Below are 12076 nucleotides of genomic sequence, written 5' to 3'. Positions count from 1 at the left end.
CTAGAGCTGGATGCCGTTGTCCTCGTCGTTCACCCCGACGTTGCGTCCGCGGCTCGACTCGTAAGCGAGGAGCCACCCGACCGACACGGCGGCGGCGATGATGATGCCGAGCCACACGTTCTGCCACACGAGGCCGAACAGCACCCCCAGGCCGAGCAGGAGCACGCTCCCGAGAACCCAGTACGTCCGTCCGCGTGGCCAGCCCGTTCCCGTCTGCGTCATGGGCTCAGCCTAGGGGTCACCGATCGCGGTGATCCTCGGGGTGCAGGCGCGGGCCGCGGCGCGGTTCGAGCGCAGAGCCGGCATAGATCAGACGGATGACGCGCTGACGGTGCCCGGCGAACGGCTCGAGCAGCTCGAGCATGCCGTCGTCGTCGGTGCGATGCCCGGTGAGGGCGAAACCCACCTGATGGGAGAGATGGTAGTCGCCGACGCTCACGGCATCCGGATCGCCGAAAGCACGGATCCGCGTCTCGGCGCTCGTCCAGATGCCCACCCCGCGGAGGCTGATGAAGACGCGATCGCGGGCCTCGCCGTCGACGGCCGCCTCGGCGGCACGGACGATGGAGGCCCCCCGGCGCGACGTCTCGACGATGGTGCGCGACTGCGGCGGCTCGAGACCCGCGCGATGCCACGCCCACGAGGGGACGAGGCGCCATCCGTCGACGTCGGGAGGAGCGAACATTGGCCGAGGGGTCGGACCGGGAGCGCGCTCGCCGTACCAGGTGACGATGCTCCGCCAGGCGGAGAAGGCCTGCATGCTCGTGACCTTCTGCTCCATGATGGCGCTGACCAGCGCATCGAAGACGAGGTCGGTGCGGCCGATACGGAGGTCGGGGTGCCGGCGATGCCACTCGGCGACGGACGGATGCCGCGACGCGTCGAAACCGTCGGGATCGTCGTCGCGACCGCACAGCGCGGGCAGTTGGTCGAGAGCCCACTCGGCTCCCGGCCCCCACGCCGCGGCCTTGACCGCACCGCCGACGCGCATGCGCAAGGCGAGGGTGGCGACCCCGAGAGGGGTGCGACTCACCCGCCAGACGACGCCCCCGGCCGGGAGCGGCTGCGAGGCGAAGTACGTGGGGTCGTTCGCACCGTGACGCTGTGCCGCGACGGCACGGCCGATGTCGACCGGACGGGCGGGGCGGTACTCCGACTCGATCGGGTCGCCCGCGGGAGCGGCCGATTCACGCGGCGCGTGATGCGCGCGGACTCCGATCGACCTCATGCCGACACCCTACGTCCGAGCGCCGACATCGCGGCATCCGCTCCCGCGGCATCCGCTCCCATGCAGAGAGCGGGAGGGGGCGTCAGAACCGGTCGGGCGAGGGGGTGCCGTGTCCGTAGCGGATCGACACGTCGGCGTGGCGGTCGAAGCGGTACCCGACGCCGCGCACGGTGCGCACGATGTCCTCGTACACGCCGAGCTTCGCGCGCAGGCGCCGCACGTGCACGTCGATGGTGCGCTCGCCCGGGGCGTCATCGTCGGTCGAGCCCTCCCAGAGGGATGCCACCAGCTCGGTGCGCTCGATCGTGCGGCCTTCGCGCAGAACGAGGTACTGCAGCAGCTCGAACTCCTTGAACGTGAACGCAGCGGACTCGCCGTCGATGAGCACGCGCTTGCGCGAGATGTCGACCACGACGCCTCCCGGCGCGCGGTCCTCTTCGGCGGGCTCGTCCTTGGTGCGTGCGATCGCCGACGGCTCGTGCAGGGCGAGACGCACCACGTCCACGTCGCGGCCACCGGACCCGACCGGGGCGAGGGCGACCGTCGCGTAGGTCTCGGCGGCGGGGGCCAGCTCGCCGAGCGTACGGCGGAGGGCTTCGACGAGAGTACCGAGGCTGACGCCGGCGGCGGCGGCCTTCGCCTCGTCGATGCCGACGTAGAGAGCGAAGCCCCGCGGGGCGGTGGTGGCGGGGGCGGCGGGGCGAGCCGCAGGGGCCGACGCTGCGGTCGCGTGGGGAGCGGCGTCGCGGGCGGCGGGACGGGCGGCGGCGGTGGAGGGGCGGTCGAGAACGGCGGAGATCGACATGAGGAGAGAATCCTTGGGTGTGTGAACCCGGGCGTCAACGAGAGCGGGGTTCGACGGGAGGGAGAGGCCGGAGGGCCGGAGTGCGGTGCCGGGGTACGCGTGATCGACGCGGACGTCAGGCGGCCGAGGGACGACGTCGGTGTTCAGAAACCGAGGCGGTCCGAGCGAGGGTCGCTGTTAGCGGCACATTCGACAACACATCGCAACGCGGCCGGGCATCATCATGCCGGCAGTCCTGTTCGCCTCCCGGGCGGACAGAGAACGCGCGTTGAGAGTCATGGGGGGATTATGACGCAGCGTGTCCGACCTCGTCAAATCGGCATGGATGCCGTCAGGGGCGCGCATCATGCTCAGTTTCGCGGCCTCCCGGGCCGTCGCACCGTGCACTCTGCCGCGACGGAGCCCGTCCATCGAGGGCGGCGTAGCCTCTCCGTCATGGCTGACCTGCTTTTCGCCGACGACAAGACCGCGTCCCGCTACACGTTGCACGATGGAGACGACCTCGTCTCGGTCCTCGATTATCGCGACGACGGGCGCACGGTCGCCCTGACTCGCGCCTTCACCATCCCCACCTTCCGCGGACACGGCTACGCCGCCGTGATCACCGAGCGCGCGGTGGACGCGATCGAGGCGGCGGGCGACCGCGAGATCCTGCCCGTGTGCTGGTACGTGGGGGAGTGGTTCGAAGCCCACCCCGAGCGGGCGGCCATCCTGCACCAGCGACCCGCCTCCTGAACCGAGCGCCTACGCAGACCGCGTCCGGCCGTCAACCCCTGCCGGGTCCTCCGCCCGCCCGACGAAGCTGGTCGGGTCGAAAGGGGAAGTCATGACAGACGACCGCGACCTGCCCGAGGGTGTCATCAACGCCGACCCTCCCGGTGGGTGGGAGAGCGGCGCCGTCGCCGACGGTGAGACCGCAGAGCAGAACGAGCACGCGAAGGGCTCGCCGCGCCTCAACGACGCGGAGCCCTCGGACCCCATCGAGGGGGATGCCGCCAGCCAGGGCATCGACCCCGACCTGAGCACGGAGGACTGACATGACGGATGACACTCGGGCGCCCCAGCCCACCAGCGGTCCCGACGGGGGAGCAGACGCCGCGGACTCGGTCGGCGGCGCTGTGCACCGCGATCGCAAGATCTCGCGACCCGACGAGCAGTCCGAACCGGCCATGGACACCCACCCGACCGACGACGAGGCACGCATCGCCGGCGTCGTCGTGCAGACGCGCGCCGACGTCGGCGACAAGAGCGAGGAGCGCATCGCCGACGTGCTGCGTCAGCGTTTCCGCGACATCGGCCTCGACCTGGGCGACGACCGCATCCGCGCCCTGGCCGCGGAGGTCTCGGGCTCCTGATCCCTCGAGAACGCCCCGCCCCGGAAAGACCCGGCGGCGGGGCTTTTCCGTGGGACGAACCCGTCGGGTCGGGCGTTTGCTGCGAGCCGATGTCGGAGGTGCGACGTACCGTGTCTGCATGCGGATCCTGCACACCTCCGACTGGCACATCGGGCGCTCCTTCCACGGGCACTCGACCCTCGATGCGCTGAGCGGCGTCCTCGACGCCCTCGTCGCGCAGGTGCGCGAGAACTCCGTCGACGTGGTGATCGTCGCGGGCGACGTCTTCGATTCCGCGGCCCCCTCGGCGGCCTGTTATCCGGTCTTGACGTCGACCCTGGCGTCGCTGGCGGCCGCCGGAGCGCGTGTCATCGTCACGAGCGGCAACCACGACTCGGCTGCCCGTCTCGGCTTCCAGTCCGCTCTGTTGCGCGACGAGATCACGGTCGTCACCGCCCCCCACGCCGTGGGTACCCCGGTGACCATCGACGACGAGCACGGCTCCGTGCACTTCTACGGCATCCCGTACCTCGAGCCCGCCATCGTGCGCCACCTCTGGGAGGGCGTCGAACTGCGCAGCCAGGCACAGACCATGCAGCACGCCCTCGACCTCGTCCGCGCCGACCTCACCGAGCGCGGTGGGCGTTCGGTGGTGGCGGCTCATTGCTTCGCCGCAGGCGTCGACGCGACGCCGGGGGTGGAGCGCGAGATCCGCCAGGGGGGTCTCGACGTGGTTCCGCTTTCCGCCTTCGACGGGCCCGATTACGTCGCCCTCGGACACATCCACGGCCGCCAGCAGATCTCCACCCGCGTCCGGTACGCCGGAGCGCCGGTGCACTACAGCTTCGGTGAGGCGGGCAAACCGCGCGGATCCTGGTTGGTGGATCTCGACGCCGACGGGCTCGCGAACGTGACCTGGCTCGACCTGCCCGTTCTCCGCCCGCTCGTCACCCTCCGTGCCCCCCTCGACGACCTCCTGACCGACGATCGCTTCGCCGACTTCCACGAGCACTGGGTGCGCGCCGAGTACACCGACTCCACTCCACAGCCCGATCCCATGCGCCGGCTGCAGGCGCGCTTCCCCTGGTGCGCCACGGTCGTCCACCTCCCCGCTCAGACCCTGCCCGACGACGGGTCGGGGTACGCCCGACGGGTGCGGTCCGCGCGCGACGACGGCGAGGTCATCGACACCTTCCTCGCCCACGTCCGCGAGGGAGAAGGGGCCTCCGAGGCCGAGCGCGCCCTCATCCGCGAGGTGCTCGACGGCCGGTCCGTCGCGGAGGCCACGGCGTGAAGCTCCACAGCCTCGTCCTCGAGGGGTTCGGGCCGTTCCTCGAGGCGCAGACCGTCGACTTCGACGTGTTCACCGCTGACGGCATCTTCCTCATCACGGGACGCACCGGAGCCGGTAAGTCGAGCGTGCTCGACGGGGTCTGCTACGCCCTGTACGGGGGCGTTCCGCGGTACGACGGTGCGGAGCGCCGCCTGCGCAGCGACCACTGCGAGCCCGACGACCCGACCCGCGTGACACTGGAGTTCAGCGCCGAGGGCGAGCGCTGGCGCATCACTCGGTCTCCGGAGTTCGAGCGGCCGAAGCGACGCGGGGGAGGGACGACGAAAGAGCCTCATCGGGCGCTGCTCGAGGTCCTCGCTCCCGAAGGGTGGACGGGCGTGGCCGCGCGTCCGGTCGATGTCGCCGCTCGTCTCGACGAGATCCTCGGTCTGACCCAGCAGCAGTTCCTCCAGGTCATCCTGTTGGCGCAGAACCGCTTCGCGCGCTTCCTCCTCGCCAAGAACGACGAACGACTGAGCCTGCTTCGAACGTTGTTCGGTACCCGGTCCTTCGAGCAGTACGCGACCGATCTCGACGAACGCCGCAAGCGCGCGTCCGAGCGTCTCGCCACCGAGGGCGTCGAGGTCGCGACCCTCCTCGACGAAGCCGAGCGTCTCGCCCTCGAGCTCGACGCCGAGGCCTCGACGGTCGGCGCGGTCGAAGGTGAATCGGACGCGGGTGCAGCGCTCGGAGTCGGCGAACGTGTCGCCCGCGTCGTGCGAGCGGTGGAACGCGCCGACTACCGCGTCGAGTCGGCTGCGCGCGAACGCGACGACAGCAACGCGCGTCTCGATCGGGCGTTGATCGCCGAGCGCGAAGCGACCGCCCTCACCGAGCGGCAACACGATCGCGCACGTCTTCGCGCTCGCCTGACGGCCCTCGAGGCGGACGACGCCCGGATGTCCGACGCGCGCGATGAGTCTTCCGCCGCGGCCGAGGCCGAGACCCTCCGCGGCGCGATCGAGGCGGCCGAGTCGGCGCGCAGGGGGCTCGCCTCCGCCCGGGACCGCTCCCGCGCCGCGATCGAGAAGGCCCGTCGGCTCGGCGAGCCGGTCGGCTCCGCGTCGTCCCTCGAGGTCGGCGTCGACCGGGCAGAGCTCGTCGCCCGCGACGACGAGATCACCGCCCTGCTCGCCCGGGGCGAGTCGGCACTCGCCGCCGAGGTCGAACTTGACGAGCTCGTCGCCGAAGCCGACCGGTTCACCGCGCTCCTCGCCCGCACCACCGCGGATCGGGACGCGTTGATCGACGGGCGACTCGAGGTTCCGGAGCTTCTGCGCGGCCTCGATGAGCGACTCATGCGACTGGCCGGAGCGGAGACCCGGAAGTCGACCGCGGCGACCGCGCGAGACGACGTGATTCGCCGGCTCGAGGCCGCGCGCCGCGCCGCGGCCCTGCTCGAGGAACGCGAACGGGCGGATCTGGCGGCTCTCGTCCGTGCCGACGAGGTGCAGCGTGCCGTCGACGCCTGGACCGCCCTTCTCCGCCGTCGTCTCGCGGGTGCCGCCGTCGAGTTGGCCCACGATCTGGTCGACGGCGAACCGTGCGCCGTGTGCGGAGCGCGCGAGCATCCGCACCCCGCGCGCGGTGACGATGCTCCCGTGTCCGACGACGAGATCAACGCCGCCGAAGATCGCAAGAACGTCGCCGTCGAGCAGGACCGACTCGCCTCCGACGCCGCGCGCGTCGCGCGTGACGCGCACACGCTGGCCGCAGCTCTCGCGGGCGGAGAGAGCGTCGAGGTCCTCGAGGAGCGTCTGGCCCAGACGGAAGAGGCCCTCACCTCGGCTGAGGCCGAGGTCGACGAGCACGAGCGCGTGCAGGAGGAACGGGCGCGGGTGGCAGAACTCGATGCGTCGATCGCCGAGCGTATCGACGGCCTCTCGGAGAAGCTCGCGAACACCCGCCAGTCCCTCGCGCTCACCGAGCAGCGGATCGAGATCCTGCGCGTCGAGGTCGCCGCGGCGCGCGGAGATTCCGACAGCGTGGCCGAGCGGCAGCGCGACCTTCGCTCCCGACGAGAAGTGGTGCGCGAGCTCGTCGCCGCGCAGGATCTGCTCGAGACCGCGATCGCGCATGAGAGCGAGACCGCAGCGATCGTCGCGGGCCTCGTGGCCGACAGCCCGTTCGCAGACGTCGAGGCCGTGACCCGGGCTCTCCGGCCGGCGTCCGAGCGGCACCGCCTCGACACCGCGATCGCGGAGCACGACGCGGCGGTCGCCTCCGTCCGCCAGCGATTGCTGGATCTCGAGTTGCTCCTCGTCGACGCCCCCGACGAGCCCGTCGACCTGGCTCCGTTCGCGCTCGCCGTCGCCGAGGCGCGTGAGGCCGTCCAGCGTTCGTCCGCGGCGCACGCCTCGGCTCGCGCGCTGGCCGACCGTCTGAGGGGCCTCTCGCACCGCGCCGACGCCGGGCACACGGCGGTGGCGGCGCTCTCCGACGAGCACGCCGTGATCGCCCGCCTCGCCGACACCGTGGCCGGGCGCGCTCCGAACACGCGTCGGATGACGCTCGAGACCTTCGTGCTCGCGGCCGAGCTCGAAGAGATCGTGGCCGCGGCCAATCTGCGGCTCGACCACATGTCGTCCGGCCGGTACCGCTTGCAGCACAGCGACGCCCTGGCCGCCCGAGGTGCCGCGAGCGGGTTGGGCCTCGAGGTGGTCGACGCCTTCACCGGGCAGAGTCGCCCCCCGCAGTCGCTGTCGGGCGGCGAGACGTTCCTCACGTCGCTCGCGCTGGCTCTCGGCTTGGCCGAGGTGGTCACGGCGAGAGCGGGCGGCATCCGGCTCGACACGCTCTTCATCGACGAGGGATTCGGATCGCTCGACGACGACACCCTCGACCTCGCCATGAGAACGCTCGACGAACTGCGGCAGGGAGGCCGAACAGTCGGAGTCATCAGTCATGTCGCGGCCATGAAGGGCCAGCTGCCCGCTCAGCTGCACGTCACCGCGACGACCCGAGGCCCGAGTGTGATCCGACAGGGGGTGGGTGCGACTGTCGGCTGAGAGCACGGCCGGCAGCCCCGGTCCCCGGCTCTAGGCTGGACGCATGCGCAAAAGCACCCTCTGGACCATCCTCGGCGTCGTCGTCGCCGTGATCATCGCGTGGGTGCTCGTGAACATCCTGTTCTCGCTCATCGCCTTCGCCTTCCGCCTCCTCGCCGTCGCGGTCGTCGCCGTGATCGTGTTCTTCGTGTTGCGCGCGGTCTTCGCCCGCCGCGACGTCGACTGACCCCCGCGTCCGCAGAGGACGAGATGCCCCCGCGCGCAAGCCCGGGTCCGGTGTCCGCCCCCCGGAGTACCGTCGGCGTCGATGACTCCTCCCTCTGCGCCCACGGATTCCGCCCATCCCCCCACGCGTGACATCGTGCTGTCGCCGCGGCATCGGTGGCGTGCCTACTGGGTCGCGGTCGCGGTCGCGGCGCTGACGATCCTCGACCTCACGAAGGTCAACGTCGCACTCCCCTCGATCGAGGCGGCACTGAACGCCGGCCCGACCGAGTTGCAGCTCGTGGTCTCGGGCTACATCCTGACCTTCGGCCTCGTACTCGTGCCGGCCGGACGCCTGGGCGACCTCCGCTCTCGGCGGATGCTCTTCCTCGTCGGCCTGTCACTGTTCCTCGTGACGAGCCTGGCCTGCGCGCTCGCGCCGAACACCACCGTGCTTCTGGCCGCTCGCCTTCTGCAGGGCGTCGCGGCCGGCATCCAGATGCCCCAGGTGCTCGGGCTCGTCCAGCAGTTGTTCCAGGGCAAAGAGCGAGGCCGCGCGTTCGGGCTCTTCGGTGCCACGATCGGCATCGCGACCGCCTTCGGTCCGACCCTGGGCGGTCTGCTCATCGCCATCGGCGGCGACACCGACGGCTGGCGGCTCATCTTCTGGATCAACGTCCCGCTCGTCGCGATCGTCATCGCCCTGGCGGCGTGGCTGCTTCCCGACACGCGCACCAAATCGCACCGCAAGCTCGATCTCGACCCGGTCGGCGTCGTGCTGTTCGCGTTGACGATCCTGTCGTTGATGTGGCCGTTCCTGTTCACGACGGGCAGCCCCGACGACAACCCGCACCGCTGGTGGTTCCTCGTGGCGTCGGTCGTGTTCGCCGCGGGTTTCGTCTTCTGGGAACGGCGATACGCGGAGCGCGGCCGGATGCCGCTCATGCCGTTCTCGATCTTCTCCCTCTCGTCCTACCGCAACGGCGTGCTCATCTCGACCGCCTACTTCTCGGCCGTTCCCGCGATGTTCCTTCTCGGCACCCTGTTCCTCCAGGGAGGACTCGGCCTCGAACCCGTGTTCGCGGGAATGGTCACGATCGGCTTCGCCGTGGCATCCGCGGGGAGCTCGTGGATCGGCGGCAACCTCGTCACTCGACTGGGGCGCCCCCTCGTCGTCTGGGGGATCCTGGGCATGGTCGCCACCGCCGGTGGGCTCGTCCTGGTCGCCCTCGTCACCGACCCCGGGTGGACCCCCTGGGCGATGGCGGCGGTCATGACGTTCGGGGGTTTCGCCGGTGGACTCGTCATCTCGCCGAACCAGACGCTCACCCTCGCCGACATCCCGGTCAAGAGCGGCGGCGTCGCCGGATCCGTCGGCCAGCTGGGGCAGCGCATCGGCACGGCCGTGGGCACGGCCATCGCCCTCGCCCTGTTCTACGCGACGGTCTATCGCGAGCAGGGCAACATAGACGACATGGCCGTGCTGTACCACGACGCCTACGCGTCGGGCATGATCACGGTCGGCGTCTTCCTGGCGCTCGCGCTCGTCGTAGGGGTCACCGACCTCGCGGGTCGAGCGCGTTCGGGCTCGCAGACGCCCTGAGCGCAGGCGGCGTCGCGGTCGCGCTCAGACGCCGTAGCGGGTGCGGATCTCAGCGCGGAGCTCGTGACTGCACCGTTCCACGACATCGTCCCAGAGTTCGGTCGCGCCGTCCTGTGCGCGGTCCGACACGGCACGGAGGATGCGAATGGGCACACCGAACTGCTGCGCTACCCAGATGAGCGCGTAGGACTCCATGTCGACGAGACTCCCGCCGAGGCCACGGATGAGTCGCACGGTCTCGGCATCGTCGACGAAATGGTCTCCCGTGGCGATGACCATGCCCTCGTGACCGGTCTCGACGCGAGCGGGGAGCGAAACGTGCTCGCCGAAGGCGCCGTCGAGGCCCTTCACGTCGTGCTGGATCGCCGCGGCGATGTCGTAGATGCCGCCCTGGACGTCGTCGTCGATCGCTCCGGCGGTTCCGACGACGACGATCTCGTCGTAATCGCCCGCGCACAGGGCCCGCGTCAACGCGTAGGCGGCCGGGATCTTGCCCACTCCGGTGAGCAGGCGCTCGAACCCGGTGATCTCCGCCTCGAAGGCGATGAGTTCGGACGCATGGGCGGCGACGAGGAGCTTCACCCCACCATTGTCGCCGACGCCGCCGCGCGTTCGCGCCGCCTGCCAGCGCGACCTGCCCGCGCGACGAAACGCCCGCCGCACCGGAACACGCACCGTGGGTGCGCTGAGCGTGCGGCGGGCGTTCAGTCGAGGGAGAGAGTCGTCACTCAGCCCTGTGCGGGCTCGGATGCGGCCGACAGGTGCGCGAGCTCGTCGCTCGTCAACTCGAGCGACGCGCTGGCGAGCAGGTCGGCGACCTGCTCCACCTTGGAGGCGCTCGCGATGGGGGCGGCCACGGTGGGCTGCAGGCGCAACCAGGCCAGCGCCGTCGCCGCGATGGAGGAACCGTGCGCGTCACCGACCTCTTCAAGGGCGTCGATCAGCTTGAGCCCTGCGGGAGTGGCGAGTTTCGCCGCACCCTCCGCGCGAGGCGAATCGCCCGTGGCATCCGCCGAACGGTACTTGCCGGTGAGGAACCCGCTGGCGAGGGCGTAGTACGGCACGAGCGACATGCCGTACTGCTCGGCGACGGGCACGATGTCGCTCTCGACCTCGGTGCGGTGCACGAGGTTGTAGTGCGGCTGGATCGCGACCGGCAGGTCGGCGCCGGCGGCCTCGGCGAGCGAGATCCACTCGCGGATACGGGCCGCGGTGTAGTTCGACACCGCGACGTAGCGCACGAGCCCGTCCGTCACGAGATCGGCGAAACCGGCCACGGTCTCTTCGAGCGGGGTGTCGGCGTCGTCGAAGTGCGCGTAGTACAGGTCGATCGTGTCGACGCCGAGACGCGCCAACGACGCCTCCGCAGCGGCACGGATGTTCTTCGCGCTCAGCCCGCGGAACTGAGGGTGCTGGCTGACCTTCGTCGCCACGACGACGTTCTCGGGCTTGCGCGAGGCGAGCCACTCGCCGATGAGGGTCTCGCTCTCACCGCCCGAGTTGCCGGGCACCCAGGCGCTGTAGGCGTCGGCGGTGTCGATGAAGTCGCCCCCACCGGAGTGGAACGCGTCGAGAACGGCGAACGAGGTGTCGCGGTCCGCGGTCCAGCCGAAGACGTTGCCGCCCAGGGAGAGGGGGAGGATGTCGAGGTCGCTGCGTCCGATACGCGTCATGATGCCCTTCCTGTCGAAATCGGTGACGTGGAGGTCAACGATCACCGTCGGAGGGCATTCCCGCGACGCGCCGGTTCAGCTGCCTCCGGACAGGATGCCGATCAGGCCGCTGATGAGCAGCCACAGGCCGATGCCCGCACCGGCGATCCAGATGACGACGGTGCCCGCCGGGTACTTCTTCTTCCCGTCGGAGCCGCCGGGGGTCTCGGGGGCGCTCACGAGCGCACCATCATGACGATCGAGACGATGAGCACGGCGAGTCCTCCGATGACGGCGATGGCGGCGATGATGGGTCCGCCGCCGGCCAGATAGGCGGCGACACCCAGGGCGAGGAAGAGCACGGCCAGCACGATGCCGACGATCTGGTAGACGCGATATCGACGGCCGTCGTGCGTGGTCTTCTGTTCGCTCACGGTGCCCCCTCGGTCACCAGGCTACCGAAAAGCTGTGCGCCTCCTGAGCCGGTATGCGGGGAATCGCCCGAGTATGCGGATCGCGGCGTACCGTGGGCGCATGGCGCGTCCCGTACCCGACCCCGTTCGTCCCGGCCAGGAATCCGTGTGGGACTACCCCCGCCCACCGCGCGTGGAGCGCGTCCGCAAGCGCGTGCAGATCGACTTCGGCGGCGTGCGGATCGCCGATACCGATGACGTCGTCCGTGTGGTCGAGACCAGCCATCCGCCGGTGTACTACGTGCCCATCGTGGCGTTCGGCGATGCGCTGACCCTCGGTGAGGGCGCGTCGTTCTGCGAGTTCAAGGGGGGAGCCCGGTACTTCGATGTCCACGGGGGTGGGGGAGCGGTCGCCGCTCGCGCCGCCTGGAACTATCCGCACCCCATGCCCGGGTACGAGATCCTCGAAGACCGGGTCGCCGTGTACGCGGGCCCG

The 12076-nt window shown here is 70.7% G+C and carries 15 protein-coding genes; 8 read left to right on the top strand and 7 right to left on the bottom strand.

What is annotated here, in order from left to right; translation table 11 throughout:
- From ASE56_RS00625 to ASE56_RS00615, 3 genes are all read right to left on the bottom strand, one after another.
- Nucleotides 1-222, bottom strand: a complete 222-nt coding sequence (locus ASE56_RS00625; RefSeq protein WP_056224043.1) for a hypothetical protein — start codon at nucleotides 220-222, stop codon at nucleotides 1-3.
- Nucleotides 223-238: 16 nt separating this feature from the next.
- On the bottom strand, nucleotides 239-1228 hold the full coding sequence (locus ASE56_RS00620) for a DNA-3-methyladenine glycosylase (RefSeq protein ID WP_235556879.1): 990 nt from the start codon (nucleotides 1226-1228) through the stop codon (nucleotides 239-241).
- Nucleotides 1229-1310: 82 nt separating this feature from the next.
- The gene (locus ASE56_RS00615; protein ID WP_056224041.1) at nucleotides 1311-2033 is read right to left on the bottom strand and encodes a winged helix-turn-helix domain-containing protein; all 723 of its coding nucleotides are present in this window, start codon (nucleotides 2031-2033) and stop codon (nucleotides 1311-1313) included.
- Between the two features lie 435 nt (nucleotides 2034-2468).
- Between ASE56_RS00615 and ASE56_RS00610 the strand changes: the two genes are divergently transcribed.
- The 7 genes from ASE56_RS00610 to ASE56_RS00580 all read left to right on the top strand — a co-directional run bounded on the left by ASE56_RS00610 (nucleotide 2469) and on the right by ASE56_RS00580 (nucleotide 9515).
- On the top strand, nucleotides 2469-2768 hold the full coding sequence (locus tag ASE56_RS00610; RefSeq protein WP_056224039.1) for a GNAT family N-acetyltransferase: 300 nt from the start codon (nucleotides 2469-2471) through the stop codon (nucleotides 2766-2768).
- A gap of 91 nt (nucleotides 2769-2859) precedes the next feature.
- Nucleotides 2860-3069 carry a hypothetical protein gene (locus tag ASE56_RS00605; protein WP_056224037.1) on the top strand — a complete coding sequence of 70 codons (210 nt, stop codon included), beginning with the start codon at nucleotides 2860-2862 and terminating at the stop codon, nucleotides 3067-3069.
- 1 nt (nucleotide 3070) lies between these two features.
- Nucleotides 3071-3388 carry a hypothetical protein gene (locus tag ASE56_RS00600; RefSeq protein ID WP_056224034.1) on the top strand — a complete coding sequence of 106 codons (318 nt, stop codon included), beginning with the start codon at nucleotides 3071-3073 and terminating at the stop codon, nucleotides 3386-3388.
- Between the two features lie 118 nt (nucleotides 3389-3506).
- Entirely contained in the window at nucleotides 3507-4661 is a 1155-nt protein-coding gene (locus tag ASE56_RS00595; protein ID WP_056224033.1) for an exonuclease SbcCD subunit D, read from the top strand.
- Nucleotides 4658-7708, top strand: coding sequence for an AAA family ATPase (locus ASE56_RS00590; protein WP_056224031.1), 3051 nt, complete (start codon nucleotides 4658-4660; stop codon nucleotides 7706-7708). The genes ASE56_RS00595 and ASE56_RS00590 overlap by 4 nt, the downstream gene beginning before the upstream one ends.
- Before the next feature lie 43 nt (nucleotides 7709-7751).
- Nucleotides 7752-7934 carry a hypothetical protein gene (locus ASE56_RS00585; RefSeq protein ID WP_056224029.1) on the top strand — a complete coding sequence of 61 codons (183 nt, stop codon included), beginning with the start codon at nucleotides 7752-7754 and terminating at the stop codon, nucleotides 7932-7934.
- 81 nt (nucleotides 7935-8015) lie between these two features.
- Nucleotides 8016-9515: an MFS transporter gene (locus tag ASE56_RS00580; RefSeq protein ID WP_235556878.1), complete on the top strand. Its 1500-nt coding sequence runs from the start codon at nucleotides 8016-8018 to the stop codon at nucleotides 9513-9515.
- A gap of 24 nt (nucleotides 9516-9539) precedes the next feature.
- On the opposite strand, the gene ASE56_RS00575 is transcribed toward ASE56_RS00580, so the two are convergent.
- The 4 genes from ASE56_RS00575 to ASE56_RS00565 all read right to left on the bottom strand — a co-directional run bounded on the left by ASE56_RS00575 (nucleotide 9540) and on the right by ASE56_RS00565 (nucleotide 11601).
- Nucleotides 9540-10097: a nucleoside phosphorylase gene (locus ASE56_RS00575; RefSeq protein WP_056224028.1), complete on the bottom strand. Its 558-nt coding sequence runs from the start codon at nucleotides 10095-10097 to the stop codon at nucleotides 9540-9542.
- A gap of 146 nt (nucleotides 10098-10243) precedes the next feature.
- Nucleotides 10244-11188, bottom strand: a complete 945-nt coding sequence (locus tag ASE56_RS00570) for an aldo/keto reductase (protein ID WP_056224220.1) — start codon at nucleotides 11186-11188, stop codon at nucleotides 10244-10246.
- A 75-nt stretch (nucleotides 11189-11263) separates the two neighbouring features.
- Nucleotides 11264-11407 carry a hypothetical protein gene (locus tag ASE56_RS16750; protein WP_156371548.1) on the bottom strand — a complete coding sequence of 48 codons (144 nt, stop codon included), beginning with the start codon at nucleotides 11405-11407 and terminating at the stop codon, nucleotides 11264-11266.
- Nucleotides 11404-11601, bottom strand: a complete 198-nt coding sequence (locus tag ASE56_RS00565; RefSeq protein ID WP_056224026.1) for a hypothetical protein — start codon at nucleotides 11599-11601, stop codon at nucleotides 11404-11406. The genes ASE56_RS16750 and ASE56_RS00565 overlap by 4 nt, the downstream gene beginning before the upstream one ends.
- Nucleotides 11602-11701: 100 nt before the next feature.
- Between ASE56_RS00565 and ASE56_RS17585 the strand changes: the two genes are divergently transcribed.
- Nucleotides 11702-12076 (top strand): DUF427 domain-containing protein (locus ASE56_RS17585; protein WP_235556877.1); only part of this gene is annotated, 375 nt, incomplete at its 3' end.

Origin of the sequence: Microbacterium sp. Leaf203 (genome assembly GCF_001421275.1) — a bacterium.
GTDB lineage: Bacteria > Actinomycetota > Actinomycetes > Actinomycetales > Microbacteriaceae > Microbacterium > Microbacterium testaceum_A.
Note: the sequence above shows the minus strand (reverse complement) of the source record. Positions and strands in the feature narration are given on the sequence as shown.